This window comes from Thermoanaerobaculum aquaticum, from assembly GCF_000687145.1.
GTDB classification, from domain to species: Bacteria; Acidobacteriota; Thermoanaerobaculia; order Thermoanaerobaculales; family Thermoanaerobaculaceae; genus Thermoanaerobaculum; species Thermoanaerobaculum aquaticum.
Window position 1 is genome coordinate 53,671 of record NZ_JMFG01000035.1, and the last position, 26,996, is coordinate 80,666.

Annotated in this window: 22 protein-coding genes; 5 read left to right on the forward strand and 17 right to left on the reverse strand. The window is 64.7% G+C overall.

Features of this window, described 5'->3' with window-relative positions:
* Positions 1 to 2: 2 nt before the first annotated feature.
* Genes trmB through EG19_RS10865 form a run of 3 tightly spaced genes read right to left on the reverse strand, consistent with a single transcriptional unit; the run spans position 3 to position 2,183 of the window.
* Positions 3 to 626, reverse strand: coding sequence for a tRNA (guanine(46)-N(7))-methyltransferase TrmB (trmB, locus tag EG19_RS10855; protein ID WP_053335237.1), 624 nt, complete (start codon positions 624 to 626; stop codon positions 3 to 5).
* A 4-nt stretch (positions 627 to 630) separates the two neighbouring features.
* Entirely contained in the window at positions 631 to 1,755 is a 1,125-nt protein-coding gene (locus EG19_RS10860) for a 6-phosphofructokinase (RefSeq protein ID WP_200867153.1), read from the reverse strand.
* On the reverse strand, positions 1,752 to 2,183 hold the full coding sequence (locus EG19_RS10865) for a deoxycytidylate deaminase (protein WP_081800127.1): 432 nt from the start codon (positions 2,181 to 2,183) through the stop codon (positions 1,752 to 1,754). Before EG19_RS10865 ends, EG19_RS10860 begins: the two co-directional genes overlap by 4 nt.
* Positions 2,184 to 2,275: 92 nt before the next feature.
* Between EG19_RS10865 and ispG the strand changes: the two genes are divergently transcribed.
* A complete protein-coding gene (gene ispG, locus EG19_RS10870) occupies positions 2,276 to 3,529 on the forward strand; it encodes a flavodoxin-dependent (E)-4-hydroxy-3-methylbut-2-enyl-diphosphate synthase (protein ID WP_038050318.1) in 1,254 nt (417 codons plus the stop codon).
* On the opposite strand, the gene EG19_RS10875 is transcribed toward ispG, so the two are convergent.
* Genes EG19_RS10875 through EG19_RS10900 form a run of 6 tightly spaced genes read right to left on the reverse strand, consistent with a single transcriptional unit; the run spans position 3,509 to position 10,268 of the window.
* The gene (locus tag EG19_RS10875) at positions 3,509 to 5,713 is read right to left on the reverse strand and encodes a putative bifunctional diguanylate cyclase/phosphodiesterase (protein WP_038050320.1); all 2,205 of its coding nucleotides are present in this window, start codon (positions 5,711 to 5,713) and stop codon (positions 3,509 to 3,511) included. The two genes, ispG and EG19_RS10875, sit on opposite strands and share 21 nt — an antisense overlap.
* 8 nt (positions 5,714 to 5,721) lie before the next feature.
* Complete coding sequence (locus tag EG19_RS10880; protein ID WP_038050322.1) at positions 5,722 to 6,702, reverse strand: deoxyhypusine synthase family protein; 981 nt, start codon at positions 6,700 to 6,702, stop codon at positions 5,722 to 5,724.
* Between the two features lie 21 nt (positions 6,703 to 6,723).
* Complete coding sequence (gene lipA, locus EG19_RS10885) at positions 6,724 to 7,608, reverse strand: lipoyl synthase (protein WP_038050324.1); 885 nt, start codon at positions 7,606 to 7,608, stop codon at positions 6,724 to 6,726.
* Positions 7,605 to 8,189 carry an SPOR domain-containing protein gene (locus EG19_RS14310; RefSeq protein WP_053335238.1) on the reverse strand — a complete coding sequence of 195 codons (585 nt, stop codon included), beginning with the start codon at positions 8,187 to 8,189 and terminating at the stop codon, positions 7,605 to 7,607. Before EG19_RS14310 ends, lipA begins: the two co-directional genes overlap by 4 nt.
* Positions 8,190 to 8,199: 10 nt before the next feature.
* On the reverse strand, positions 8,200 to 8,970 hold the full coding sequence (locus EG19_RS10895; RefSeq protein WP_038050325.1) for a slipin family protein: 771 nt from the start codon (positions 8,968 to 8,970) through the stop codon (positions 8,200 to 8,202).
* Between the two features lie 2 nt (positions 8,971 to 8,972).
* Positions 8,973 to 10,268, reverse strand: coding sequence for an NfeD family protein (locus EG19_RS10900; RefSeq protein ID WP_053335239.1), 1,296 nt, complete (start codon positions 10,266 to 10,268; stop codon positions 8,973 to 8,975).
* Between the two features lie 7 nt (positions 10,269 to 10,275).
* Here EG19_RS10900 and EG19_RS10905 point away from each other — a divergent pair, with 7 nt between their 5' ends.
* On the forward strand, positions 10,276 to 11,160 hold the full coding sequence (locus EG19_RS10905; RefSeq protein WP_053335240.1) for a phosphatase PAP2 family protein: 885 nt from the start codon (positions 10,276 to 10,278) through the stop codon (positions 11,158 to 11,160).
* Here the strand turns inward: EG19_RS10905 and EG19_RS10910 are convergent.
* From EG19_RS10910 to EG19_RS10940, 7 genes are read right to left on the reverse strand one after another with little or no spacing between them, the layout of a single operon-like run.
* Positions 11,087 to 13,063, reverse strand: a complete 1,977-nt coding sequence (locus EG19_RS10910) for a transglutaminase family protein (protein WP_038050329.1) — start codon at positions 13,061 to 13,063, stop codon at positions 11,087 to 11,089. The genes EG19_RS10905 and EG19_RS10910 overlap by 74 nt on opposite strands.
* Entirely contained in the window at positions 13,063 to 14,073 is a 1,011-nt protein-coding gene (locus tag EG19_RS10915; RefSeq protein ID WP_038050330.1) for a DUF58 domain-containing protein, read from the reverse strand. Before EG19_RS10915 ends, EG19_RS10910 begins: the two co-directional genes overlap by 1 nt.
* 2 nt (positions 14,074 to 14,075) lie before the next feature.
* The gene (locus EG19_RS14315) at positions 14,076 to 15,020 is read right to left on the reverse strand and encodes an AAA family ATPase (RefSeq protein WP_038050331.1); all 945 of its coding nucleotides are present in this window, start codon (positions 15,018 to 15,020) and stop codon (positions 14,076 to 14,078) included.
* Between the two features lie 9 nt (positions 15,021 to 15,029).
* Positions 15,030 to 15,440 carry a hypothetical protein gene (locus tag EG19_RS12905; RefSeq protein ID WP_053335241.1) on the reverse strand — a complete coding sequence of 137 codons (411 nt, stop codon included), beginning with the start codon at positions 15,438 to 15,440 and terminating at the stop codon, positions 15,030 to 15,032.
* A 3-nt stretch (positions 15,441 to 15,443) separates the two neighbouring features.
* Positions 15,444 to 16,547, reverse strand: coding sequence for a type IV pilus twitching motility protein PilT (locus tag EG19_RS10930; RefSeq protein WP_053335242.1), 1,104 nt, complete (start codon positions 16,545 to 16,547; stop codon positions 15,444 to 15,446).
* A 23-nt stretch (positions 16,548 to 16,570) separates the two neighbouring features.
* Positions 16,571 to 17,164, reverse strand: coding sequence for an RsmD family RNA methyltransferase (locus EG19_RS10935; protein ID WP_053335243.1), 594 nt, complete (start codon positions 17,162 to 17,164; stop codon positions 16,571 to 16,573).
* Positions 17,161 to 19,791, reverse strand: a complete 2,631-nt coding sequence (locus EG19_RS10940; RefSeq protein WP_053335244.1) for a CBS domain-containing protein — start codon at positions 19,789 to 19,791, stop codon at positions 17,161 to 17,163. The genes EG19_RS10935 and EG19_RS10940 overlap by 4 nt, the downstream gene beginning before the upstream one ends.
* Before the next feature lie 112 nt (positions 19,792 to 19,903).
* Between EG19_RS10940 and EG19_RS10945 the strand changes: the two genes are divergently transcribed.
* From EG19_RS10945 to EG19_RS10955, 3 genes are all read left to right on the forward strand, one after another.
* On the forward strand, positions 19,904 to 20,290 hold the full coding sequence (locus tag EG19_RS10945) for a c-type cytochrome domain-containing protein (protein ID WP_081800132.1): 387 nt from the start codon (positions 19,904 to 19,906) through the stop codon (positions 20,288 to 20,290).
* A 2-nt stretch (positions 20,291 to 20,292) separates the two neighbouring features.
* Positions 20,293 to 22,707: a response regulator gene (locus EG19_RS10950; protein ID WP_038050334.1), complete on the forward strand. Its 2,415-nt coding sequence runs from the start codon at positions 20,293 to 20,295 to the stop codon at positions 22,705 to 22,707.
* Between the two features lie 63 nt (positions 22,708 to 22,770).
* Positions 22,771 to 25,323, forward strand: coding sequence for a TIGR03960 family B12-binding radical SAM protein (locus EG19_RS10955; protein ID WP_053335245.1), 2,553 nt, complete (start codon positions 22,771 to 22,773; stop codon positions 25,321 to 25,323).
* Between the two features lie 48 nt (positions 25,324 to 25,371).
* Here the strand turns inward: EG19_RS10955 and EG19_RS10960 are convergent, their stop codons facing one another.
* Positions 25,372 to 26,703, reverse strand: a complete 1,332-nt coding sequence (locus tag EG19_RS10960) for a citrate (Si)-synthase (RefSeq protein ID WP_038050335.1) — start codon at positions 26,701 to 26,703, stop codon at positions 25,372 to 25,374.
* Positions 26,704 to 26,996 lie beyond the last annotated feature (293 nt).

Here is a 26,996-nt window from a genome sequence, read left to right on the forward strand (position 1 = left end):
GCTTAAAACTGCGATACCCGCCGCCAGGCCATGAGGTGCACCGGTCGCCCCTGCCCCTGGTACTTGATTTCGAAATGGGTGGGCGGGACCTCGGCAAACGCCTCGGGAGCGGACACCGGAACAAAGCGCCTATCGGCGCCCACCACCTCCCGGATCACCTGCGCGTACTCCGGGTGGTCGGTTTTCACCCGTAAAAGCGCCCCCTCCTCCATGACCTCGGCCAGGCGCGAAACGTTTTCCGGGCGAAAGAAACGGCGCTTGTGGTGGCGTTTCTTGGGCCAGGGATCGGGGAAGTAAACGTGCACGGCTGCCAGCGAGCCCTCCCGCAAGCAACGGAACAGCAAATCCTCGGCGGTGGTGTGCACCAACCGCAAGTTGCTTACCCCCGCCCGGGCTGCCCGCAGGGCCGCAAGCTCCAGGTACTTGCGGGCCCGTTCCACACCAAGAAGGCCAATTTCTGGGTGGGCCTGAGCCCAGGCAATGGCAAAGCGCCCTTTGCCCACGCCCAGTTCCAGCTCGAAAGGACACCGCCGGCCAAAAAGAGCTTCGGCGGTAAGCGGTAGCGGCACCTCGTCCAGCGCCACCACGAGGCTTTCCGGGCGGGGCACGGTGAGCACCTGGCTCATGGCCTCACCCTTCCGAGGCTTCCACCATTTCGGGGTCCTCGTCGCCGAAGACGATGCCAATGGCGCGGGCGGCCTTAACCAGCTGCGAGTTTACGGGTACCCGCTTGAGGTGGCCCACCGCTTCCGAAAGCGGCACCGAAACGATTTCCCCACACTGCAACGCCACCATGGTGCCAAACTGCCCCTCCACGGCCAGGCGGGTGGCCTCCACGCCAAAGCGGGTGGCCAAGATGCGGTCCACGGGCACAGGCGAGCCGCCCCGCTGGATGTGGCCCAGCACCGTGACCCGCACTTCGTACCCCGAGCGCTCGGCAATTTCCTGCGCCACCAGGTAGGAAATCCCGCCCAATCGCTTCCAACCGGTGACCTTGTCCTCCGCCTGAAACACCTGTGAGCCGCCCTGGGGCGCTGCGCCTTCCGCCACCACCACCAGGGAAAACGGTCGTCCCCGGCGTTCCCGGGCCCGGAATTTGGCAATCACCGGTTCAAAGCGGAAGGGGATCTCCGGGATGAGGATCACATCGGCGCCGCCGGCAAGGCCAGCGTGAAGGGCAATCCAACCGGCATCCCGGCCCATCACCTCCAGGAGCATGACCCGATGGTGGGCCTCGGCGGTGGTGTGGAGGCGGTCCAAAGCGTCGGCGGCGGCCTCCATGGCGGTGGCAAAGCCAAAGGTCACCTCGGTGGCGGAGATGTCGTTGTCAATGGTCTTGGGCACCCCCACCACCGGCAGCCCCAGCTCCCGGTGCATGCGCTCGGCAATGGCCAGCGAGCCGTCACCGCCAATGACCACCAAGGCATCCAAACCCAGCTTTTCAAAGTTGCGTACCACCGCCTGGGAGGCGTCCACGATTTCCTCCACCCCGTCCGGTCGCCGGAAGGGGTAGCGGAAGGGGTTGTGGCGGTTGGTGGTGCCCAGGATCGTGCCGCCCCGGGGCAGGATGCCCCAAATGTCGTCCAGCTCCAGCTCTTTGGCCTTCCCTTCCACCAAACCGGAAAAGCCATCGTAAATGCCCACCGGCGTCACCCGGTGGGAAAACAAGCAGCTCTTGACCACCGCGCGGATCACCGCGTTAAGCCCCGGGGCGTCCCCGCCACCGGTCAAAACCCCTAAGCGTCGAACCTTCACCTTGCGTCCTCCCAACCCAGCTCCACGAGCTCAATGCCCGCTTGCCGGGCAAACTCCCAAATCTTCTCATCCCGGTAAAACTCGGCAAAGACGATGCGGCGAACCCCAGCGTTGGCCAGAAGCTTGAAGCAGTCCCAGCAGGGAGAGGCGGTCACGTAGCAGTCCGCCCCCTCAATGCGCACCCCGTGACGGGCCGCCTGGATGAGGGCGTTGGCCTCGGCGTGCACGGTGCGCACGCAGTGGCCGTTTTCGATCATACACCCCACCTCGGTGCAATGGGCAAGCCCCCTGATGGAACCGTTGTAGCCGGTGGCCAGCACCGCTTTATCCCGTACTAGCACCGCTCCTACCGCCTTTCGCGGGCAGGTGGAGCGGGTGGCCGCTTCCCTCGCCAAGTTCATGAAGTAGCGGTCCCAGGAAACCCTCATGGCCCACGAGTATACCGCCCCGCTTCTGTGGAGTACCCTTGGGAACGGGCATAGGCCGCCCGCTTGGTGCGTTTTGGCCTTGGGAGGGTAAGGTGACGGCTTTTGCGAGAAAACCCACGGTTGGTGTGAAGGTCGGTTCGCTCACCATTGGCGGTGGGGCACCCATCGTGGTGCAAGCCATGACCAACACCGACACCACCGATGCTGCAGCCACGGCCCAGCAAATCCTCGAGCTTTGGCAAGCTGGCGCCGAGTTGGTGCGGATTACCGTCAATAACGATCAGGCCGCTAAAGCCGTGCCGGAAATCCGGGCACGCTTGCACGATGCCGGCTGTACGGTGCCGCTGGTGGGCGACTTTCATTTCAACGGCCACCTGCTCTTGACCCGTTATCCCCAGTGCGCGGAAGTTTTGGACAAGTACCGCATCAACCCCGGAAACGTGGGGCGCGGGGAAAAGAAGGACGAAAACTTCCTGACCTTTTGCCGGCTGGCCCGGGACCTGGGGAAGGCCATCCGCATTGGCGTCAACGCCGGCTCGTTGGATCCCGAGCTGGTGATGGCCAAGATGCAGGAAAACACCGCGAAAAACTTGGGGCTTTCCTCCGAGGAGGTGATTTCCCAGTGCATGGTGGTTTCCGCCCTGAAGTCTTTGGAGCTTGCCGTAAGCTCCGGGCTTGGCGAGGACCGCATCGTGATTTCCTGCAAGATCTCGCGCCCCCCTGAGCTCATCAAGGTGTACAGGAGGCTTGCGGAACTTACCCGTCAGCCGTTGCACCTGGGCCTTACCGAGGCCGGCATGGGCCGCCGCGGCATCGTTTGGTCCACCGCCGCCATGGCGGTGCTGCTGGCGGAAGGCATTGGTGACACCATTCGCGTTTCCCTCACGCCCTCCCCGGGGGGCGATCGCCGGGAAGAGGTGTGGATAGCCTGCGAGATGCTGCAAGCTTTGGGCATCCGCTCCTTTGCCCCGTCGGTTACCGCTTGCCCGGGTTGCGGCCGCACCACCTCCACCACCTTCCAGGAGCTGGCCCAGCGGGTGGACAGCTACCTCAAGGAGCGGCTCCCCCAGTGGCGAAAGGAGTTCCCCGGGGTGGAGGAGCTCAAGGTGGCGGTCATGGGGTGCGTGGTGAACGGGCCTGGGGAGTCCAAAGCCGCCAACATTGGCATTTCTCTGCCGGGCACGGGGGAAGCGCCGGCCTGCCCGGTGTACGTGGACGGGGTGCAGGTGGCCACCCTCAAGGGGACACCCGAGGAGCTCGCCGAAGCGTTCTTGTCGTTGGTGGAAAATTACGTGGTCACACGCTACGGCAAGAGGGAGGAGCGCTTACTGGAGCCGGCCTCGTAGCTGCTGCCAGCGCTCGTCTTCTTCGGGAAGCGCCGGACAGAACTTGAACCCCTGCACAAAGTCGCAGCCAATGCGACGCACCAGATCAAACTCCCGGGGGCTTTCCACACCTTCCGCCACCACCTTCACCCCCAGCCGGTGGGCCAGGTCCACGATCCCCTGTAGCAGCGCTTCCCCTCGCTGGTCCCCGGTGGCCACACCCACAAAGGAAGCATCGAGCTTCACCAGGTCCGCGGGGACATCGCGCAAAAGCGCCAGAGAGGAATAGCCGGTGCCGAAGTCGTCCAGCGCCACGTGCACGCCGAGAGCACGGGCTTGACGGAGCTTGGCCGCAGCCTCCTCCACTTCCGGCACCAGCGCCGACTCGGTAATTTCCAGCCACAGGAACTTCGGGGGAAGGTCGTGGGCGCTCAGCAGGTCCTTCAGCTTTTCCACAAAGGCATCCATCTGCAGGGTTGGCGCCGCCACGTTGACGCTCACCGGAATCCCAAGGCGACGGGCGGCCCCTGCCGCCACCCTGAGGGCCAAGGCATCCAGCTCCGGCAAACGCCCCAGCTCCTGGAGCAGGGGCACAAAGTGCCCCGCGGGCAGCACCTGGTCGGCCACCACCAGACTGGCCAGCGTTTCCGCCAGCACCAGCTCGCCGGTATCCGTCGTCAGGATGGGCTGAAAGTAAAAGACGATCCCTTCCGAATGCAGGGCCCGCTTGAGCTGCTCCAAAAAGGCCAGACGGGCGCGGGAGTAGCGGTCCATTTCCGGGGAGTAAAAGGCAAAACCCGAACGCGCCGCCTTGGCCCGGTACATGGCCACGTCCGCCGCCCGCATGAGCTCGTCCAGGCTGTCGCCATCCCCGGGGAAAACAGCAATGCCCAGAGAAGCCTCCACCGAAATCACCTCTTGGCGTACGGAAAAAGGTTGCTGGAAGCACTCCAAAACCCTACTGGCAGCAATGCGGGCGCCTTCATGGCCGGTTTGCGGCCACAGGATGGCGAACTCATCGCCACCCAAGCGGGCTACGGTATCGGTCTCCCGGGCCACACGGGCCAGCCTCACGGCCACCGCCTGCAAAAGCTCATCCCCGGCATCGTGACCTAAGGTGTCGTTGACTTCCTTGAAGCGGTCCAGGTCCAGGTAGCCCAGGGCCACCGGAAACTTATGCCGTCGAGCCAGCGCCAAAAGCTGCTCGGCCCGCTCCCGCAAGAGGCGGCGGTTGGGCAGGTCGGTGAGCCCGTCGTGGTAGGCCAGGTGCTGAATTTGCTCCAGCCACCGGCGCCGCTCCCCTAAATCCCGCAGTACCGAGATGATGACCTTGCGCTTGCCCAACCACATGGGCACCGAACGGGTTTCCGCCAGAAAAACCGAGCCATCGGCGCGGGTATAGGCCAGCTCGATGGTGGGAGCGGGCTCCTCCTTTTCCAGCATGGCGTTCACCCGCTGCTCCACCAGGGCCCACGCGCTGCCGTGCACCAGCTCCCTCCCCGCCTTGCCCAAAAGCCCCTGGGGCGTGTTGATGCCAAAAAGCGTGTGGGCTGCCGGGTTGGCGTAAAGCACCTGGGTGCCGTTGTGCACGATGATGGCATCCGGCACGCGCTCCAAGAAGTTCCGCCAGCGCTCCTCCGCTTGCTCCAGTTCCATCCGGGTCTCCCGTTGGGCCAGTTGATCTCCCAAGGCTGCCGCCACCGTTTGCAGGACTTCCTGCTCCTGGGCCTGCCAGAGCCGAGCTTCCCTCACCGAATCAAAGCCCACAAAGCCCCAAAGCTGGTCGGCGCGGAAAATCGGGGCCACCAGAATGGATTGGATCCCCTGCGCTTGCAGAAGCGGCCTTTCCTCCTGCGGAAACTCCGCAACCAAACCCACAATGGGCCTTCCCGCTGAAAGCTCCACCACCCAGCGGCCGAATCCAGCTTTCTCAATTTCGAGATTTTGCAGCGCGGGGTTGTCAATTTGCGGTTCCACCCCGGAGCGGCACCACTCCCAGAGCTGGCTACAGGCCGGGACCCCGCTTTCGGGATGGGGGTGGACGGAAAAGACGTAAACCCGGTCAACCCCTGTGGCCTCCCCTAAAAGCCCCAGGGTCTCGTCCACCGAGCCCCCGGCCAGAAGCCGGGAAAGGGCCTTCAGGACCCCGTTCCAATCTAAATTGGCACAAACTTTCCCTTGCGCTTTACGAGATTGCGGTGCCACCTTGCCCCTCACCCTAACACGTAGGCAAAAATGAGGGGCGCAACGATGGTGGCGTCCGACTCGATGATGAAACGGGGCGTATCAGGCCCCAGCTTTTCCCAGGTAATTTTCTCGTTGGGCACTGCCCCCGAGTAGGATCCGTAGCTTGTGGTGGAGTCGGAAATCTGGCAGAAATACCCCCAAAGTGGAATGTCTTTCCACTGCAAATCCTGGCGCATCATGGGCACCGCGCAAATGGCAAAATCGCCAGCAATGCCGCCACCAATTTGGAAAAATCCCACCTTGGTTCCATCTTGCGTTTGCTTCTTGTACCACTGCGCCAGCTCCATCATGTACTGGATTCCGCCTTTCACCGTATGCACGTTTTTGATGTCACCGGCGATGCAGTGGGCCGCGTAAATGTTGCCGGTGGTGGAGTCCTCCCACCCGGGAACGAAAATCGGGAGGTCCGCCTCCATGGCTGCGTACACCCAGCTATCCCTGGGATCAATTTGGAAGTACTTATCGAGCTTACCGGAGCGCAAAACCCGGTAGAAAAACTCGTGGGGGAAGTACGACTCGCCGTTACGATCGGCGGCCAGCCACTCCTCCATCACCGCGCCCTCAATGCGGCGGATAGCTTCCTCTTCGGGAATGCAGGTATCGGTGACCCGGTTGAGGTGCCGCTTCCACAGCGCCACCTCGTCATCGGCGGTGAGGCTTCGCCAGTGGGGGACACGCACGTAAAAATCGTGGGCCACCAAGTTGTAGATGTCCTCTTCCAGGTTGGCACCGGTGCAGCTAATGGCGTGCACCTTGCCCTGACGAATCATTTCCGCCAGGGAAATGCCCAGCTCTGCGGTGCTCATGGCCCCGGCCATGGCCACCAGCATCTTGTTGCCGGATTCCACAAACTGGCGAAAGCTCTCCGCAGCGTCCACCACCACGGCAGCGTTGAAATGGCGAAAATGATGACGGATAAACTCCCGAACTTCCCGGGCGTACTGCATCGTTCCCTCCCGGCGGGGATTTTATCGCAAAACCACGGGTTTTTTTTCGCCTTTGCGAACGTTGAGGAAGGCCTCCTCCGCGTGGTAGGAGGAACGGACGAACGGCCCGGCAATCACCTCCAGCCCCAGGGACGCCCCGTATTCGGCGATTTCGTCGAACTCCTGGGGGTGCCAGTAGCGCGCCACCGGCACCTGTTTGCCGGTGGGCTGCAGGTACTGACCCACCGTCACCACCTGACAGTTAACGGCCCGCAAGTCCCGTAAGACCTGCTGCACTTCTTCCTTGGTCTCCCCAAGACCCACCATGATGCCCGACTTCCGCACCATCTTTGGGGCCTTTTCCGCCACCCGCGCCAGCACCGCAAGCGCCCACTGGTAGCGGCCCTGGCGGCGCACCTGGGGGTAAAGGCGAGGAACCGTTTCCACGTTGTGGTTGTAAACATCGGGTCCAGCGGCAATCACCGTGTCCACCGCTGAGAGAAGACCACGAAAATCGGGGGTCAAAACCTCCACCGTCACCGGCGGCTCCAGCTCCCGCAGAGCGGCAATGACTCTGGCAAAGTGGGAGGCTCCCCCATCGGGCAAATCGTCGCGGTCCACGGAGGTCACCACCACGTGGCGCAGCCCCAGCTCGCGGGCCGCTTGCGCCAACCGCCTGGGCTCCTCTGGATCCAGCGGGAGCGGCTTGCCATGGGCGATGGAACAGTACCGGCAGTTGCGGGTGCAGGTGTCCCCCATGATCAGGAAGGTAGCGGTGCGGCGGGAAAAGCACTCGCTGCGGTTGGGGCAGCGAGCCTCGTCGCACACCGTGTGCAGGCCTCCGGCACTCATCACCTGCCGGACCTCCCGCAAGCTGGCAAGGGAAAGCTTGCGCTCGGCAATCCACGTGGGTAAACGCACGCTCATTGGCTCACCACAAAGGCTTCTCGGAAGCCCCCCTCTCGTAAACGGGCCACCACCCGCGACCCGCTTTCCCTGTCTGGGAACGGTCCCACCCGCACCCGATATTTCCCGAAGCCTGCCGACAGCACCTTGACCTGCTCGGGCCGGAAACCCAGGGCCACCACCCGGTGCCGCACGCCGTCGGCATCGGCTTTGCTGCTAAATGCCCCCACCTGCACCCAAACCCCGGCGGAAATCGGCGCCGTTACCGGGGATGGTCGGGGCGTGGGGCGTGGGGTGGGCGTGGGTGCCGCAGTAGGCGCAGGCATCACGGTGGGCGTGGGCGGAACCGTTGGCTCGGCCACCACCACTTCCGGCATGGGTGACGGCGGAGGAGTCGGTGTAGCCGGTGGGGGTTCCGTGGGGATGGGCGTTGGCAGCGGTTCGCTGGGCTTGGCGCTCCACGCCGCCTGCTCCAGCTGCTGCTGTCTTTCCGCAAGCCCTACGTTTAAACCCACCAAAAAAGCCACCAGAAGAAGCCCAGCAATGGCAAAGATAAAAAGGGCAAGCTGGCGCCCTGAGGCCACCAGCTGGTAATACCGCACCGCGCCCTCCCTAGCCCTTCTTTTCCACCAGGTTCAGAAACGGCTTGATGGTGTCAATGGGGAGCGGGAACACGATGGTGGAGTTCTTTTCGGTGGCGATTTCCGTGAGGGTTTGCAGGTAGCGAAGCTGCAAAGCCGCTGGCTCCTTTTGCATAACCGCCGCCGCTTCCGCCAAACGCTGGGCTGCCTGGAACTCGCCTTCGGCGTGGATGATCTTGGCCCGCTTTTCCCGTTCCGCTTCGGCCTGTCTCGCCATGGCCCGCTGCATCTCCTGCGGCAGGTCCACGTGCTTGACCTCCACCAGGGAAACCTTGACCCCCCAAGGGTCGGTGTGGCGGTCAATGATCTCCTGCAGCTTCTGGTTGAGCTTTTCCCGCTCAGCCAAAAGCTCATCCAGCTCCACCTCGCCCAGCACCGATCGCAGCGTAGTTTGCGCCAGCTGCGAGGTGGCGTAAATGTAGTTTTCCACCTCGCAGATGGCCTTCACCGGGTTCAACGCCCGGAAGTACACAACGGCGTTGACCTTTACCGAAACGTTGTCGCGGGTGATCACGTCCTGGGGTGGGATGTCCAGCACCACCGTGCGCAGGCTCACCACCACCATCCGCTGCACCGGCCAAAACACAAACACCAAACCCGGGCCCCGGGGGTTGGGGTCCACCCGGCCCAGGGTGAACACCACGCCCCGCTCGTACTCCTTCAGGATGTTGATCCAGCGGAAGACAATGACCAGCAGGATGATCCCTGCCAAAATCCAGCCAAAAGAAACCTGTGGACTCATGGCTACGCTCCTTTCCCCCCTTCCGGGGGAACCGGTTCCACTTCCAGCTTGCTGCCCCGCACCGCCACCACCCGCACCGGCGTACCACTGGGAACGGGCTGCGAGGCGATGGCTTCCCAGTACTCTCCGTGCACGAAAACCTTGCCCTGGGGCGAAAGATCGCTCACTGCCGTGCCCTGCTCCCCCAGCATCCCTTCGATGCCGGTCACGGGCTTCACCCGGTGGGCGGAAAGCACCCGGGACAAAAGGAAAATCACCACCGCCGCCACCACAAAGGCGGTGGGCAAAATGACCCCCCACCCCACCCGCAGCGAAGGCAGCGGCGCATCAATAAGCATGGCGGAACCCAAGATAAAACACACCAGTCCTGCCACGGTTAAAAGCCCGTAGCTGGTCACCTTCACCTCCGCAATGAAAAAGCCAATGGCCAAGAGGATGAGCAGCACCCCTACGTAGTTCACCGGCAAAACCGACAGCGCAAAAAACGCCAACAATAAGCTGATGGCTCCCAAAACCCCGGGGAAAATGGCCCCAGGGTGGGAAAGCTCAAAGTAAAGGCCCAGGATCCCCAAAAGCAAAAGCAGGTACGCAATGTTGGGGTGGGCAATGGCGGAAAGCAGCTTGTCCCCGGGCGAAGGGGTCACCAGCTTGATTTCCGGGTGAGTGAGCACGAGCTTTTCCACTGCCCCCGAAAAGCGCTTGATCTCCATGCCGTTGAGCTTGGCAAGCAGCTCGTTGCGGTCCGCCGCCACCAGCTCAATGAGTTTTTTGTCCAAAGCCTCCCGCTCGGTAAAGGACACCGACTCCCGCACCGCCTTTTCCGCCCATTCCACCGGCCTTCCCCGCTGGGCGGCCAAAGAACGAATGAGAGCTGCAGCGTCGTTGGTGACCTTTTCGGCAATGGTTTTCTCGAGGTCTTCCCCCTGCCCCCCCACCGGGTGAGCCGCACCGGCGTTGGTGCCGGGGGCCATGGCCGCCACATCCGCGGCCATGAGCAGGAAAAACCCGGCAGAGGCCGCCTGCGCCCCCGAGGGGGTGACGTACACCACCACCGGTCTTGGCGAGGTGGTAATGGCGGTGGTCATTTGCCGCAGCGAGGTTAAAAGCCCGCCCGGGGTATTGAGCTCCAAAACAACGACCTGGGCGTTTTCGGCGGCCGCCGTGCGCAGGCCCCGTTGCAGGTAGCGCATGGAGGCGGGCTGGATGGTATCTTCAAGGCGCATGACCACCACCGTTTCCGCTCCAGCGGCAGCGGTGTAGGCGAGGCAAAGGCAGGAAAAAACAATGCGCGAAAGCACAACTCCAATGATAGAAGCTTTACCACTGGCGGGCAAGGGTCGTCTTCGGGTCGGCGAGCAAGCTTTGGCGGTGGCCCTCTTTGCCATGGCCATCATCGCCTGGTTTCACCCCCAGGAGCTTGCCCTTTCGGTGCGCGCTTCTCTGGCCACCGTGGCCCTCCTTTACCTGGTAGCGGCGGTGGCGCTGGCCCGGACAACCCAGCCCATGCTGGCGCTGGTCCGTGAGTTCCTCCCGGTGCCGGTGGTGCCGTTTATCTTTCTGCACCTTGGGCTTTTGATCCCCCTGGTGCACCCCGCCCACTACGACCGCCAGCTGGAAGCGCTGGACCGCCTCATCCTCGGAGCGGAAGCGCAGGCGGCCCTGTACAGCCTGTCAATCCCCGCCTGGCTTGCTGATGTCCTCACGCTGGCTTACTCCACGTTTTTCTTCCTGCCCATCGTGCTGCTGGTGGCGCTGGTTCGTGCGGGTGACCCGTACCTGCCGCGGGTAACTTCCACGGTGGTGCTCACGTTTCTGGTTTCCTACGCCGGCTACTTTCTGGTGCCGGCTTACGGTCCCCGGGCGGGCGTAGCCAAGGAACGGTACGCTTCCCTCCCCGCAGGGGTGGTGGGGGCCCCCATCCGCGAGCTTTTGGATCACTGGGAAAAGACCAAAACCGATGCGTTTCCCTCCGGCCACACCATGGTCACCCTTGCGGTGCTTTACTGCGCCCGCCGTCGAACCCCGCGCCTTTACACGGCTCTCCTGCCGGTGGGGGCTTTGCTCATTGCTGCCACCGTGCTGCTCACCTACCACTACGTGGTGGACGTTCTGGCCGCTATTCCCTTTTTGCTTTTGAGCCTGGGGCTGGCCCGCTGGTGGTGTGGCCCACTTCCCGCAAAGGCCTCCTGAGCTCCCGCAGCACCTCCCGGAAGCTCGCCCACACCCGCCGGCGGGGAGGGGTGGCGCCGGCAGCGTACAAGGCACGCTCGTGGGCCTGGAAAAGCCAGAGACAGGCTTCCCGCGAGCTGGAAAGCCTGGGAAGAAGCGAGTCCAGCACCTGGGAAGGTGTGGCCCGCGCCAACGATTCCTCATCCCACCCCGCCTCCTGTGCCAACCGCCAGAGGAGGACACCCAATTCCGATGGGGCAGCCCTTCGCTTTTGCCTTCCCCTTTGCCGCCACAAGAGCCATGCGGCAGCCACCACCAGCAGAGCCACGGCAAGCAAGGCCAGCCATCGTCCGGCGCTGCGGACGGCGCTCCAGAGGGAAACCAGCACCTCCAGTTGATCCGCCAGGGAAAAGGTAATCACCCAGCGGTCCCAGAAGCCCTCCAGGTTGGCCCACAGCGCCCGGAGGCTAACCGCTTCGGTACCAGACTCGGTACCGGGTCTTCCCTCCGGCGGTGTGGGGTCAAAGATCCACCAGCGATCGCCGATATACGCCAAAACCCAGGCGTGGGCGTTGGCGTCCCGCAGCAGGAACTCGCCCCCTCCCAGGTCCTGACCCCCGGCAAAGCCCGTTTGCAACCGGGCGGGAATCCCCTCGGCGCGCAAGAGCAAAACCATGGCGGAAGCGAAAAACTCGCAATGCCCCTCCCGGGCGGTGAACAAAAACCACTCCACGGGATCGGCCCGCAACGGTACCGCGGTGCTAGTGCTGTAGCGGTAGCGCCTCTGCAGGTACTCTTCCAGAGCTTGCGCTCGACGCAGGGGATCGCGGGCGTTGCCCATGGCTTCCCGCGCCACGCGGCGTAAGGCTTGGCGGCTCACGGTAACCGCCAGGTCCTCCGGCCCGGGGGGACGGGTGTTCACCACACCAGGGTCAAAGCTCACCCGGAAGCTGATGGGCGGCTCTAAAGAACGGGGGATGCGCACCGCCCCGGCACCGTCCACCCACACCTCGGCATCCGGCGGTACCACCTGACGGGTGCCGGGAGGCAGAAACAGCCGATCGCTGGACTGCTCCAGGGTAATTTCCGCTTTCACCGGTCCTTCCGGCCCCGCGAAGAAGTTCACCTCTTCCCCGGCCCGCTGCTTGCGGCTTTCCAGCCACCGCCCGGCGCGGTAATGGGACAGCGTGGCGCCGGCAAAGCGCAGCCAGTGAGGCTGCACCTGGTCGGCCTTTAAAAACCTCACGCGCAGCATGGGACGCCGGGAGATCTTGATGTCCCCCAGCTGGTGCAGGCTCACCGCTTCCCGAAAGCCGCTCACCGGCCGCGCCCCGAGCCCTGAGGCCGCAAAGGGCGAGCGCAAGCGGGGGAAAAGCACGAAAAGAGGTGCAGCCACCAAGAAAGCCAGCACCGTGGTGCCCGCCACCAGCCTGGCCGGCGGTAAACCTCGCGGGGAGCCACCCCCAAAGCGCTGGCCCAACTCCAGAGGAACCAGCTGGCCAGCGGCCACCACCACCCCCACTAGCAACGCCACCAAATAGCCCACCAGCGCCGGATGGGTGGAGGAAGCAATGCCTGCCGCGTTGAGCATTGCAAGGAGCAGCAGCACCGTGGCCCGCCGCGTTTTTTCGGCACCGCCCCACAGGCGAACGGCGGTGAGCAGCACCAGCAGGTTGGCCACCGGACGCATGACCCCAAAGCGCAGACCTCCTCCCGCCGCTACCGCCGCCACGATGACCAGCGCCAAGAGGTTTTCAAGCCAGGAAGGCAGGGGCTTAAGGGGGCGTGGCTTCGCGATGAGAACCAGCGCCACCACCAGCATAGGGAGCACAAACGGCAGAGCCACAGCGCCGGCCAAGCTCAACAGCAAAGCCACCGCCAGCGCTCCAACCCCGAACCACCGTTGCCACAGCACCTGCGGCATCAGGAGCTCCCCGCCAGGCGGTACACCGCCTGCTCCCCCTGGGTCAAAAAGATCGTGCCCGCCGCGCCGCGCACCGGCTGCACCAGGGCCAGAAGCGTGAGCACCTTGCGGAGGTGCTCGGGCCCCCAGGCTGGGGGCAGCACCCGCTCTCCCACCACCAACCCCACCGCCTGCCCGGTATGCACCAGCTTGCGGGCCACCGACGCCACCTCCGCCACCAGGTCCTCAAAACGCCGACGGGTTTCTGGGTCCTCGGGATCGCGCACGTGGGGATCCAGCACCAAAAACCGCAAGCTGCGCTCCCGTTCCCGCCTTTCCATGACGATGACCCTCCCCTGGCGAGCCGTTTGCTTCCAGTGCACATCCCGGAGGTCATCCCCCGGGCGGAACTCCCGCAGGAGCTCCACCTCACCGCCCCGCTGCAGACGCGCCGTTCCTCGCTCTTGAATACCCTGAGGTGGGCCGGAAAAACGGGGCAGGGCAGCCGCCACCAGGCGGGGGTAAACCAGAAGCTCGCCAGGTTGGGAGATGTTCAGCGACTTCACAAAAAACCCCAGCGGCAGCCGCACCTCCAGCGTCAGGTGCGGCCGGGGAAAAAGCCCCCTGGCCGGAAAGCGGGTCAAAAGCGGCACCGTGACCTTCCCCCTGGGGGGCACCAAAGGTAAAACCAACCCTCCCGGAAGCCCCGAAAGCCGGCACACCACGCCCCAGGCGGGGAGGAAGCGGGAGGTGTTGTGCACCACCACCTGCACGCGGGTGGCCGCCGAAGCCCACACCTCGGCAGGCCACAGGGTTTCGCCCTGCAAATGACCCAGGGTATGCCGGGAAAGCACCCCCGAGGCCACGAACGCCCCCAGGCTCAGGGCCAGCAGCATGTACAGCGCGTTGTTGCCGGTGTTGAGGGCCGAAACCCCAAGCACCGCCACCCAAACCAGAAACCACCAGAAGGCCCGGGTGGGAGTCAGGGAAAAGCCAGGAAAGCGCCATTCCAGCGCGGAAATCCAGCCCATGGTTACCAGGGCACCGGGGTGGTCGCCACGATTTCCTGGATGATGGCCCTCTCCGCCTCGCTTTGCGAGGCCCCGGAGCCGTCGGAGCCGGAGAGGATCACCCGGTGGGCCATCACCGGCACCGCCGCCCGCACCACATCATCGGGGATGGCGTAATCCCTCCCCTCCAAGAGCGCCAGCGCCTGTGCCGCCCGTTGCAGGCTCAACGCGCCGCGGGTGGAAACCCCCAGCGCCAGGGAGGGGTGCTTTCGGGTGCGCTGCACCAGCTCCAAAAGGTAGCGGAGCAAAGGCTCGGCCACCCTCACCCGCCGCACCTCGGCTTGCAGCTCCACCACCTCGTCGGACCCCAACACCGGCCGCACCGCCTCCAGCTCCTCCTCCACCCCGCCCCTGGCCAGAAGCGCCAGCTCCTCATCAGGTGCGGGGTAGCCCAGGTGCAGCCGCATCAGGAAGCGGTCCAGTTGCGATTCGGGGAGCTGGTAGGTTCCCAGGTACTCCACGGGGTTTTGGGTGGCCAGCACCAGGAAGGGCTCCCGCAGCCGGTAGCGGGTCTTGTCCACGGTGACCGTGCGCTCGTTCATGGCTTCCAGAAGGGCGGCCTGGGTTTTGGGGGTGGCGCGGTTAATCTCGTCGGCCAAAAGCACGTTGGTGAAAATGGGGCCGGGCAAAAACTCAAACTCGCCCTTTTCTGCCCGCCAGAGGGAAACGCCGATGACATCCGAGGGCAGCGTGTCGGAGGTAAACTGGATGCGCGAAAACGTGAGGTTCAGCGAGCGCGCCAGAGCTTGCGCCAGCGTGGTCTTCCCCACGCCGGGGACGTCCTCCAAAAGCACGTGACCCCGGGCCAAGAGCGCGGCAATCACGAAATCAATGACGTCTTCCTTACCGCGGATGACCCGTCCCACCGATTGCCGCAAAGCCTGGAGCTTTTCCCGGGTATCGGTCATAGGTTCTCCTTACCCGGAAAGCCGGTTGGCCGCCTCGGGGTCCAGAAGCCCCACCAGCTGTTTCTTGGCCGCCAGAGCCGCCCGCAGGAGCTCCCCCAAGCGCGGGGCATCCGCCGCTGCCACCAAAAGATCCACATTGGCCAGAAAGGCCCGCCAGCCATCGCCGGTTTGGGCTCCCGGGTTCACCAAAACCAAAAGGCACCCCCGCCGCAGGGCTGCGGGCATGGCCAAAAGCGGCTGGGCATCAGGTCCCCCCCAGGCGGGTGCCTCGGGACACACCACCACCGCCACCGCTCCCGCTTCCACCTCCATGCGCGCCTGGCGGTAGGAGGGCACCGTCACCGCTTCAAAACCCGAAGCTGCCAGGGCGCCCTGGTAGGCTTGGGCCTGGTTTCCGCTCACCAGCACCACCCGTCGCATGCCTCATGCCCCCTTAAGGTCCAGAAGCCGCAGCTCCAACTGCCGCGGCAGCACCGCGTACTCCAGGGCCACCGCCGCGTCCAGCTCGCCCCTGCGCACCTTGCGCTCCAGCTCGCGATCGAATGCCTGTTGCCCTTCGTTTTCGCCGTCCCGCAGGAAATCGCTTACCGTAGCCGAATCCAGGCGCCCCTGGGCGAGGAACTCGGCAGCGGCCACAGTCTGCCGGAACACCTCAAAAACCGGGCGCCGCTTGCCGTCGCGGTGGGGCAAGAGCCTTTGCGTGAAGCAAAAGCGCAGCACCCGGGAAAGCCGCAGGCGCGCCTCCGGCCGCTCTTCGGGTGGGAAAAGCGAGAGGAAGCGAGAAAGCGCCGAAGCGGTGTCATAACCGCGCAAGGAGGTGAGCAGGAGGTGCCCGGTCTCCGCAAGCTCCAGGACCGCCCGGGCTTCGTCGGGGGTGCGCACCTCCGAGGCCATGATGACCTCCGCCCCGGCTGCCGCCGCATCCACAAGCCCCTGGCTTAAGGAAGGCGTGTCAATGCCCACCTCCCGCTGGAAAATTGCCGCCTTTTCGTGCTTGTGCAGGAACTCAATGGGTTCCTCCACGGTCATTACGTGGCAGGCACGGGTGCGGTTGATCTCGCCCACCAGCGCCGCCAGGGTGGTGGTGCGCCCGGAACCCGCGGGACCGTTCACCAGCACCACCCCAGTGCGCTCCTGGGTGGCTTCCGCCACCGCTGGCACAAGCTCCAGCTCCGCCAGGCTAGGAACCCGGTCCGGGATCGAGCGGAGGGTTACCCCGAAGCTCCCCCGTTGCTGGAAAACCGCCACCCGAAAGCGGTTCACGCCGGGGATGGAGTAAGCAAAAGCCGCAGCGCCTTTTTTCTGGACCTTTTCCGCAGCGGCCGCCGGTGCCGAGGCCAGGAGGTTCAAAACCACCGCCTCGGTTTGGTACGGGGAAAGCCGGGGAAGCCCCGGGATTTCCACCCGTTGCAGCTCCCCGTCTGTGAGGACACAGGGGGGCAGGCCCACCCCCAGGAGCACGTCACCACCCTGGCCGGCCCGCCGCCCCACCTCGCTTAAAAAACCGGGCAAGTCGAAGTTCAGCACAGGACCAGTATAGCCACCCGGGGTCACCAGCCGGAGCTGGCCGGACCTTGGGGCTCAGCTTGACCACCGCCCTTCCCCAGGAAACGCAACAAAACCGCACCCCGCAGCGCCCGAAGCGGGGAAAAACCCGGCAGCTCCCAGCTGGCCTTGGGAGGATGCTCCAAAACCAAAAGCCCCCCGGCCACCAGGATCCCCCGCTCACCCACCGCTGCCACCGCCGGCAGGTGCTGGGCAAAGCGGGCAAAGGGCGGGTCCGCCCAAAGGATGTTCACCTTTTCGCCTCTGGCAGCCAACCAGCTCACGGCTTCCTCTGCGGGCTTCGGGACCACCAGGACGCGATGGGGCTCCACCTTCAGAAGCTCCAGGTTGCGGCGCAGCAGGGCAAGGGCCTGCGGGTGGGGCTCCACCAGGATGGCGCGGGCTGCCCCGCGGGAAAGCGCCTCCAGGGAAACCACTCCGGTGCCGGCAAAGAGGTCCAGGAAAACCGCATCAGAAAGCTCCCCCGCCAGCACCGAGAAGGCCTGCTCCCGCAACGCATCGGGAGTGGGCCGCAACGGCCACCCCGGAGGCGGCCCAAAAACCTTCCGCGAGGCCCAAATCCCACCGGTGATCCTCACCGCCCCTCCTGGCGAAAGCGTCCGCAGAGCTCGAGAGCGTAGGCAAGAGCTTGCTCCGGTGCCACCTCACCGTCCAGAACCGCCGCCCGTGTCGCCCGCACCGCCCGGCCCACCCACGGGCCCTCGGGAACCCCTTGCGCCACCAGCTCCCCGCCGCGAACCGGCAACGGCCGGCGCAGCCAATCGGTGAGCGCCTGCCGCAACACCTGCCGCTGGCTCTGGGACGCCAAAACCATGGCCAACACCCACCACACCGGCGGGGTGTGCTCCAGGCTTTCCACCAGCCGGCTGGGTTTGTGGCCGTTGGCGGCTTGCGCCAGGAGCTTTTCCACGCCCTCCCGGGCCCTGGCCACCACCTCCCGGGCCTCCCCCGCCAGGCTCAAGCGGGAAGCCAGCACGTCCCCTGCCCTTTCCCCACCCCGCAAGGCCAAAGCGGCCAGGTACACCAGCGGCTTTGGGCCGTCAAAGACCTTTTCCACGGTGGCCCACAAAAGCATGGCCTCGACCTGCCGCAAAAAGCGCCCGGTGGCCGGTCCCCAGGCAAGCTCAGGGAAAAGGGCCAAAGAAACCCCCAAACGGTCCAGCTCCAAAAGCCCCTCCACCGGATGCTCCTCGGAAAGCAAGAGGAAAACCTCATCCCGCAGCCTCTCCCCGGAAAGCCGGGCCAAAACCCCTTCCTCCAGCGCCACCCGCGCCAAACGCTCGGTGTCCGGAGCCAGGCTAAAGCCCAGGCGGGTGGCAAAGCGCACGCCCCGCACCAGGCGGGTGGGGTCCTCAATGAAAGAAAGCGAGTGGAGCACGCGGATGAGCCTTTGCTCCAGGTCCCTCTGGCCGCCAAAAAAGTCCACCAGCTGCCCTAAGACCTCGGGGTTGAGGGCAATGGCCATGGCGTTGATGGTGAAGTCCCGGCGGTACAGGTCCTGGCGCAGGGCGGAACGCTCCACCTCCGGCAGGGCTGCCGGGTGGGGGTAAAACTCGGTGCGGGCGGTGGCCACGTCCAGCCGAAAGCCGTCGGGGAAGGTCACAACGGCGGTGAGAAAGGGCTCGTGGACGTGGAGGCGCGCCCCGGCTTCCCGCGCCAGGGCCCGCGCCACCTCCACCCCGTTGCCCTCCACCACCACGTCCATGTCCTCGGGGGGGCGGGCCAAAAGCACGTCCCGCACCGCCCCGCCCACCAGGTAGGCCCGCATCCCCATGCGGGAGGCCACCTCCCCCACCCTTTGCAACAGGCCTAAAGGGGCTTCCCCCACCTGCTCCCGCAAGCGTGGGAGCACGTTCAGCACCACCGGCCGGCCACCGCTCAAACGGTGGCTCACCACAAGGCTTTGCTGGGTTTGCCTTTCGTAAAGACGGCGGAAGAGGTCCATGCGGGTGATGACGCCGTAGCCGGATGGGCGCTCCACCAGCACCAGACGTTCCCGCTCCTCCACAAACAGATGCTCCAGCTCCTCCAGGGGCGTCTCCCCCGAAACCACCGGCACCGAAGGCCGCATCACCGTGACCACCGCCCGCTCGCCCAAGCCGTGGGTTTGGGCGTTGTCCAGGATTTGCCTGGTGACCAAACCCACCGGTCGCCCCTGGCTGAACACCGGCATGGCGTTGATGCGCAAGCGCACCATGCGTTCCTTGGCCTCGTTCACCGAAGCGGTGGCCTCCACGGCAAAGACCGTGGGGGAAGCCACATCAGAGGCCCTAAGGCCACCCCCCAGTTGCCGTTTGACCGCGGCCAAAAGCTCCTCGGCCACCTCCACCGCCGAACGGCCCTTGATGCGGGCTGCCGCGGCAGTGGCGTGCCCACCCCCTCCCAGCGGCGCCAGCAGCTGGCCGGCGTGCAGGCGGGGGTGGGAGGAGCGGGCGATGACCACCAATTGAGGCGGGACCTCCAGGACTGCCAGCACCACCGGCAACGCAAAGATCTCGGCGTAGCGGTGCACCACGTACGCTGCTTCCTCCACCCGCTCCGAGGGGCGCGCCACGCTCACCACCACCCGCACTCCGGCCACGTTGTGCTCCACCGCCCCGGCCACTAGGGTGTTCAAAAGCTCCAGCTGCTCGGGCTCCAGCGGCCGCAACACGTAAGCCCGCACCCACTCCAGACGACCCCCGCACTCCAAAAGCCAGGCCACAATTTGCGCATCGGCGGGGCGGGTGTCGGCGTAGGTAAGGCCGCCGGTGTCCTCGTAAATGCCCAAGAGCAAAAGCGAAGCGGTGAGCGGGTCCGGCTGGATACCCCGTTGCTTCAGCTCCCAACCCACCACGGTGCAGGTAGCGCCGGCACCGCCCGGGGGCAAGGGGAGCACCTGGGCGCTGGGGATGGGGTCTTCCGGCTCCGGGTGGTGGTCCACCACCGTCACCGGACAGCCGGCACGGAGGATGAGCTCCCCCACCTCCCCTAACCGCCGCAGCGATGAGCAGTCCGCCACCCAAGCGGCCTCAATGCGGGCGCGTCGCAGCTCTTTAAGCCGCAGCTCCGGCAGGGGAGGCCTTTCCTGCTGCAAAAAACGACGAACGCCGGCTTCCTGCGAGCCTGAGAAAACGATCTTCGCCTGGGGGTCCAGAAGCAAAAGGCCGGCCATGGCCCCCAGGGCGTCAAAATCGGCACCCAGATGCGTGGTCACAATGCGCACGACCTCAGTGTAGCGCCGGCCTCCCGGGAATAATCGGAGTGTGCTATTTTCTTAATAACGCCAGGGGTGTTAAGCCCCCACCGAGGGTTGGCCCTCGGCTAAAAAGGGAGGGATGATGCGGGTTGGCGCGTTGGCTTTTATTGGGGTCTTGGGCACAGCCCTGGCATTCTCGCAAGTACCTCGCTCGTACAAAGCGGATGTAGAGCCGATTTTTGTCAAAGAGTGCGGCGATTGTCACAGCAGCGACCGCCCCAAGAAGGGCCTGGACCTTTCTGCTGACAAAGGTTATGCCAACTTAGTGGGCAAAAAATCGCAGGAGGTTCCCGAGCTCTTGCTGGTAGCTCCGGGAGACCCGGAAAACTCCTACCTCTGGCACAAGCTGCAGCACACCGCCAAGGAAGGCAAGGGGATGCCCCGCGGGATCTTCTCCTCCCGGAAGCTTGCCGAACAGGACCTGCAGGTCATTCGGGAGTGGATCGAACAGGGGGCCAAACCGTAACCATGCGTATTTCCGGCCAGGTCCCCCCGCTGCCGGCGGTGCCGCTCTTTCCCTGGAAACAGGCCCCGTTTTCTTTAAAGGCAGGGCTGGCAGGTTTAGGGCTTTTGGGCTTTTTCCTGGCAGTGGGGGGAACCATCTCCCTGCCCGTAGGAGGAGCGGTTTCCCAGCTATGGCCGTCGGTGGCGGTGCAGTTCCTCCTAGCACTTTGGTTCGGTTGGACAGGCGTGGCGGTCGGGGTGCTGTTCCCGCTCCTGTCCAACTTGCTGGTGGCGGATCCGCTCACGGCTTTGGCTTTTACCCCCGCCAACTTCATGCAGGGTGCGTTGCCCTTATTGCTCTTCCGCGCTTTTCGGGGCAGCCCGTTTCTTCAAAGCACTAAAGACGTTGGGCTTTTGGCGGCATCCTCGGCGGTGGCGTCGGTCACAGCTGCAGTGACCGGCGTATCCCTGCAACAGCTCCTCGGCGCAGGGGGCGAAAGCGATCCGCAAACCTTAGCCGTTACCTGGGCCATCACCAACTCCGTCTGCGGTTTTGCCTTAAGCTGGCCAATGCTGCGCTGGGTCTCCCCGGTGTTTTGGGAAGCCAGCCTGGCCTCCAAGCAGGGACGCGGTATGCCCTTTGGCTTTCACCTTTTGGGTGCGGCGTTCACCTTGGCGGGTGGAGCGGTAGCCGTAGCTATTGCTTTTCACGCTTTAGTGGCCAAGGGGGTCCCGCTGCCTGAGTCGAGCGTAGCGGGCATCCTCGGAGTATTGCTGCTGCCGGCCTGCGCTCTTGGGGCGCACCTTTTGTGGCGCTTTTTGGCCGAGCCGTTGGATGCCCTGTTGCGGGACACCGAACAGGCATTTACGGCTCCTTTTCCGGAGACCTTTCCGGGACCCGAAGTTGCCGAGTTTGCCTTGCTTCGCCGTCGTTTTGCTGGGGTGCTGGCCACCCTGAGGGAACAGGAGCGTCGTTTTCGCAGCTTGTTTGAAACCGTGGGGGAGCCCATCCTGCTGGTGGACCCCCAAGGGCGGCTTTTAGATGCCAACCCCGCCTTCCAGCGGGTGTTTGGCGTTCCTGTGGAGCGAGCCCGGGGAAGAAACGTTGTGGCCTTTAACGATCCTGAAGCCAAAAGGCGACTGAAACAGCTTCTCGCTGGCCCACCACCGCCAGAGCCGGTAAGCCTACGAGCGCGGGTCCGCTTGGCCGGGAAAGGGTTTCGGCAGGTCCACATGACGGCCGCTCCCTGGTGGGATGCCCACGGCAATTTTGCGGGCTATTGCGTGATCACCGCCGATATCACCCGCGAGGAGGAGCGGCAACAACGCCTAGAGATGGCCAGCCGCTTGATCTCCCTGCAACACCTCTTGGCCGGCCTGGCCCACGAGGGCAACAACATCCTTCAGGTGGAAGTGAGTGCCCTGGAAAACCTGGCCCGAACGCACCCCGATTTGGTTCCTGAGCTTCGCCCGCTGTGGGCCGCTCAGGAGCGGCAACGGGCCCTGATCCAGCGGGTGGCCCTCCTGGCGGGGTCGGAAAGGCAAATCCAAAGCGAGAGCTTTTCGGCTGGCGATCTGGTGGCGGGCATTTCTGCCGCCTCCCGTCTGCACCCCGAAGGCTCTCTGCACGTGGAAACCCCTGCTCGCTTTCCCGTTATTCGGGGCAACCGACTCACCCTCCAGGAAGCGGTTGAAGCCGTGGTATGCAACGCCTTTGAAGCCAGCCGCCGGGGCGCAACCGTAGAAGTGCGCTTTTTTGAGGCGCAAATCCCGGGCGCACCGGATGCCCCGGATCTCCCCCCCGGGACCTACTTGGTGGTGGAGGTGGCCGATAGCGGTCACGGTATTAGCCGGCAACACCTCCCCTTCGTCTTTGACCCCTTCTTCACCACCCGCGACCGCACGGCTCACCAGGGCGTCGGGCTCACTTTGGCCAAAGCGGCGGCCACCCACGCCGGTGGCACGGTTACGGTGGACAGCACCCCCGGTGTGGGCACCACCGTGCGGTTGTGGCTGCCGGTGGCTTCGGAGGAAGCTCCCAAAGGCGAGCTCCCCGCGGTGAGCAAACGCATCCTCCTGGTGGACGACGACCCCCAGGTGCGGGAGGGGCTGGAGCAGGCCCTTTCCGCCTTGGGCATGGAGGCCGTTTCCGCAAGCTCCGGCTCCCAGGCCCTCCGCCTGGTGGAGGAGGGCTTGCCGGTGGATGCCGTCATTTTGGACCTGCTCATGCCCGAGGTTTCGGGCTTTGAGGTGCTGGAAGCCGTTCGCCAGCGCCACCCGGATTTGCCGGTAATCCTTTCCTCCGGCTTTGCCCCCGATGAGCGGGTGAGCAAGGCCCTGGAACAACCCCACACCTTTTACCTGCAAAAGCCCTACACGCTGGCGCAGTTGCAGGAGACCCTGGCAAAAGCGTTAAGCCAGGGCGAGGGCAAGCCCTAAGGGAATACCGGGCTTCCCCCGGTTGTCCATGACCATTGCAGGGGGGTGTCGTACCATGGGGGTGTGCTGGTGAACGACCTTCGCGCAAAGCTCGAGCGGATGTTGCCGCGGGTGACCAAGCCAGGACGCTATTTGGGCCTGGAGAAAAACCTCGTCCGCAAGAACTGGAATGACGTTTCCGTGCGCCTGCTTTTGGCCTTCCCCGACACCTACGAAATTGGCATGTCGCACCAGGGAACCCGCATCCTTTACCACATCGCCAACCGCCGGGCCGACACCCTCTGCGAGCGCACCTTTGCCCCCTGGCCGGACATGGCACAGGCCATGCGCGAGCAGGGCATCCCGCTTTACTCGCTGGAGTCCTACCGCCCCGCTTTCGAGTTCGACATCATCGGCATCACCCTGCAAACCGAGCTCAACTACATCAACGTCCCCTACCTTCTGGACCTGGCGGGCATCCCCCGTTTTGCCACAGAGCGGGACGAGCGCCACCCCCTTATCGTGGGCGGTGGACCCTGCATGGCCAATCCCGAACCGGTGGCGGATTTCTTCGACGCTTTTGCCATTGGCGACGGTGAGGTGCTGCTTCCCGCGCTTCTGGACCTGGTCAAGCAGAGCAAAGAACAAGCCTGGAGCCGGCAGGAGCTCCTCCTGCGCCTGGCGCAGGTGGAGGGCTGGTACGTCCCCCGCTTTTACCGCTGGGAAGCGGCCGACCACCCGGCCCTGGGGGGGCGCTGGGAAGCCCTTGACCCCCGGGTCCCCTTCCCTGTGAAGCGGGTCTTTGTGCCCCAGCTTTCCCCCGAAGATGTGCCCAATCCGCCGCTGGTGCCGGTGGTGGAGGTGGTGCAGGACCGCCTGGGCATGGAGGTGGTGCGGGGGTGCACCCAGGGGTGCCGGTTCTGCCAGGCGGGGTACTGGTACCGCCCGGTGCGGGAGCACGACCCCGCCACCGTGCTGGCCACCCTGGAAGCCCACGTGGACGCCACCGGCTATCCGGAGGTGGGGCTTTTGTCGCTTTCCACCGCTGACTACTCGCAAATTGAGCCTCTGGCCTGGCATCTGGCCGAGCGTTTGAAAAATCGAAGGGTCGGGGTTTCCCTTCCATCCCTGCGCGCCGAGTCCTTTTCCGTGGCGCTGGCCGATGCCGTAAGCCGGGTGCGCAAATCGGGGTTTACCTTTGCTCCGGAAACCGGTTCCGACCGCTTGCGGCGGGTCATCAACAAGACCTTCACCAACGCCGACATGATTGCCGCCGCAGAAGTGGCCTTTGCCAAAGGGTGGAACCTCATCAAGGTGTACGCCATGATTGGGCTGCCCACGGAAACCGACGAGGACGTGCTGGAGCTGGCCCGTCTGGCCCGGGAGATCCTGCAAGCGGCCCGCCGGGTGGGCAACCACCACGCCGAGGTGAAGGTTTCGGTGGGACCTTTCGTGCCCAAGCCGGTGACGCCTTTCCAGTGGGAGCCCTTTGGCCCCGTCCCCCTGTTGCAGCAACGCATTGAGCTGCTCAAGAAAGCCTTTCGCCCCATCCGCTGGGCCAAGCTCACCTGGGTGGAGCCGGAAGAAGCGGCCCTGGAGGCGCTTTTGTCCCGGGGGGACCGCCGTCTTTCCCGGGTCATTGCCCGCGCCCACGACCTGGGGGCGGTGTTCGACGGCTGGGGGGAGTGGCTCAACCTGGACGCCTGGCGACAGGCGGTGGCCGAGGCAGGGCTTTCCTGGGAGGCGGAGCTGGGGCCCCGGGACCTGGGGGCCACCCTCCCCTGGGATGTCATTGATCCCCTGGTGCGCAAGGGCTACCTCAAGGCGGAAAGGCGGCGGGCCTACCTGGAAGCCGCCACCCCCGACTGCCGGTGGGGCGACTGCATGCGTTGCGGCGTCCCCGGCGATGGGGTGGATACCCAGCTGGCCAAACCCACGCTGCCGGTGGTGGGGGAAGAAGCACCGGCTCTTGCCCGGGCCCGCAACGCCGCCTACCGCTTGCGCCCGGTGCCGCGCATCCCCCCGCCTTCCGAACCCCCTCAGCAGCCGGAAAAAACCGCCCGCTACCGCTTTACCTTTCAAAAGCTGGGCGAAGCTCGCTGGCTTTCCCATCGGCAGGTCATGGACCTTCTGGAACGGGCCCTGCGGGCTTCCGGCGCTCCGGTGCGCTTCACCGAGGGGTTCAACCCCCACATCCGCCTCTCCATGGGCCCCGCCCTCCCCGTGGGCATGGAAGCCCTGGCCGAGCTTTTTGACGTGGACTGCACCGGCCCCATCACCCCGGAGCTGGTGGAAAAGATCAACCACACCCTTCCCGATGGCCTGCGCATCACCCACGTGGAAGCCCTCGCCCCGCAAACCCCCTCCCTGGGCAAATCGGTTCGCGGCTGCGCCTACCTGGTGTGGTTCCCCCGCCCCTTACCCCGCCCCGATCACCCCGGCATTGTGGCCTGGGAATGGAAGGACGGCGCAGCCCACATCGTGCTCGCCGCCGAAAGCCAACCCGATAGCCTCACCCTTCGTCAGGCCCTTTCGCTGGCGGGAGCTTCCGAAGAGGAAATCCTGGAATGCCGAAGCGTGCGGCAGGCCGTGCTCCTGGAAACTCCGGAGCTTAAGCAAGCCGCTCTGGCCACTTAAAAAAAACGCGCCCCGAAGGGCGCGTTTCGAAAGGAAAAAGGAGGACCGCTACTCGGAACCCAAATCCTCGGGCTTGATCTTGCCCGAAGCCACGTCTTCCAGCATTTGCGTGGTCACCGACTTGGGCCGCTCGATGGGGTAGCCCAAAGCCCGGTCCCAGGTGATGTTGGCCAGCACGCCCACCGCCCGGCCCACACCAAACAGCACGGTGTAGAAGTCCCACTCCCGCAAGCCGTAGTGCCACTGGATGACGCCGGAGTGCGCATCCACGTTGGGCCAGGGGTTCTTGGCCTTGCCGTGCTCCATGAGCACCTGCGGCGCCACTTTGTAGATGAGCTTCACCAGCTTGAACAGCGGATCGTCGGGCATGTGCTTGTCGGCAAACTCCATCTGTGCGGTAAAGCGCGGGTCGGTCTTGCGCAGCACCGCGTGGCCGTAGCCGGGGATCACCTGGCCTGAACGCAGGGTTTCCCACAGCGCCTCGCGCACCGTTTCCTCGGTGGGCTCTTGGCCGCCAAACTTGGCCTGGAAGTTCTGGATCCAGCGCAGGACCTCCTGGTTGGCCAAGCCGTGGAGCGGGCCGGCCAGGCCGTTGATGCCGGCGGAAAGCGCGTAGTAGGCGTCGGAAAGCGCCGAAGCCACCAGGTGCACGGTGTGGGCGGAGACGTTCCCCGACTCGTGGTCGGAGTGGAGGATGAAGTACATCCTGGCCACGTCGTCGTAGGGCTTGGCAAAGCCCATCTGGTGCGCGAAGTTGCCGGCCCAGTCGAGGTTCGGATCGGGTGGGATGTGCTCGTCGCCCTTGTACTTCATGCGGTAAATGTAGGCGGCGATGGAGGGGAGCTTGGCCAGGAGGTTGGTGCAGTCTTCAAACATAGGCTCCCAGTACTCGTCCTTCTTCATCCCCTGGGCGTAGCGCTTGGCAAAGACCGACTCCCGCTGCATGGCGAGGATGGCCGCGGAAAACATGGTCATGGGGTGGGTGTCCCGGGGCATGGCGCGGAGCAGGTCAATGACGTACTGGGGGATGGTGCGGCGGGCCTGCCAGTCCTTCACCACCTCCATGACCTCGTCGTAGGTGGGAACCTCGCCGGTGAGCAGGAACCACCAGTGGGCCTCCACAAACGGGTACTCGCACCCTTCAGGTTTGGGCAGCGCCGCGAGCGTTTCCGGGATGGTCTTCCCGCGAAAGCGGATGCCCTCGAAGGGATCCAGGTAGGAAATGTCGGTGACCAGGCACCGCACACCCCGGGCCCCACCGATGGCCTGGGCAATGGTCACCTCGCCGATCTTTACGTCCCCGTGCTCCTTTAAGAGCTTTTGCGTGCGGGGGCGATGCTCGGCGATCTTTTGGGCCAGAAGCTCCTTGAGTTTAGCCATGGTTACCTCCCTCTTTGCCGGCGCGCCGGCAGGTTGTCGAGATTAAGTGAAAAGGAAAACCCCGTTCCCACATTCACAAGCATAACGTCACCAAACCGTCTTGGCAAGTGCGGAGCTTCTTCGCGGGGAGGTCCTGGCAGACCTGAAAAACCAGCATCTCCGGTCTCGTCAGCCAAGCCGGCGCAGGAGCGCCGGCCCCACAAAAAGATGTGGGACCCGCGCTCCGTCGCGGGTCTTTTTTCTGTTTGCCGCCGCGGAGCGCCGGCCCCACACCTGACGCGGGGGGCCGCTCG

Bases quoted from the DNA above. Each gene is read 5' to 3' on its own strand.
- EG19_RS10880 (WP_038050322.1), bottom strand. From the start codon at position 6,702: ATGCAGTACGCCCGGGAAGTTCGGGAGTTTATCCGTCATCATTTTCGC.
- EG19_RS10915 (WP_038050330.1), bottom strand. From the start codon at position 14,073: ATGGGCTGGATTTCCGCGCTGGAATGGCGCTTTCCTGGCTTTTCCCTG.
- EG19_RS12905 (WP_053335241.1), bottom strand. From the start codon at position 15,440: ATGCGACGGGTGGTGCTGGTGAGCGGAAACCAGGCCCAAGCCTACCAG.
- lipA (WP_038050324.1), bottom strand. From the start codon at position 7,608: ATGAGCGTGCGTTTACCCACGTGGATTGCCGAGCGCAAGCTTTCCCTT.
- EG19_RS10905 (WP_053335240.1), top strand. From the start codon at position 10,276: ATGATAGAAGCTTTACCACTGGCGGGCAAGGGTCGTCTTCGGGTCGGC.
- EG19_RS10945 (WP_081800132.1), top strand. From the start codon at position 19,904: ATGATGCGGGTTGGCGCGTTGGCTTTTATTGGGGTCTTGGGCACAGCC.
- EG19_RS10950 (WP_038050334.1), top strand. From the start codon at position 20,293: ATGCGTATTTCCGGCCAGGTCCCCCCGCTGCCGGCGGTGCCGCTCTTT.
- EG19_RS10865 (WP_081800127.1), bottom strand. From the start codon at position 2,183: ATGAGGGTTTCCTGGGACCGCTACTTCATGAACTTGGCGAGGGAAGCG.
- trmB (WP_053335237.1), bottom strand. From the start codon at position 626: ATGAGCCAGGTGCTCACCGTGCCCCGCCCGGAAAGCCTCGTGGTGGCG.
- EG19_RS10895 (WP_038050325.1), bottom strand. From the start codon at position 8,970: ATGAGTCCACAGGTTTCTTTTGGCTGGATTTTGGCAGGGATCATCCTG.
- EG19_RS10910 (WP_038050329.1), bottom strand. From the start codon at position 13,063: ATGCCGCAGGTGCTGTGGCAACGGTGGTTCGGGGTTGGAGCGCTGGCG.
- EG19_RS10960 (WP_038050335.1), bottom strand. From the start codon at position 26,703: ATGGCTAAACTCAAGGAGCTTCTGGCCCAAAAGATCGCCGAGCATCGC.
- EG19_RS14315 (WP_038050331.1), bottom strand. From the start codon at position 15,020: ATGACCGATACCCGGGAAAAGCTCCAGGCTTTGCGGCAATCGGTGGGA.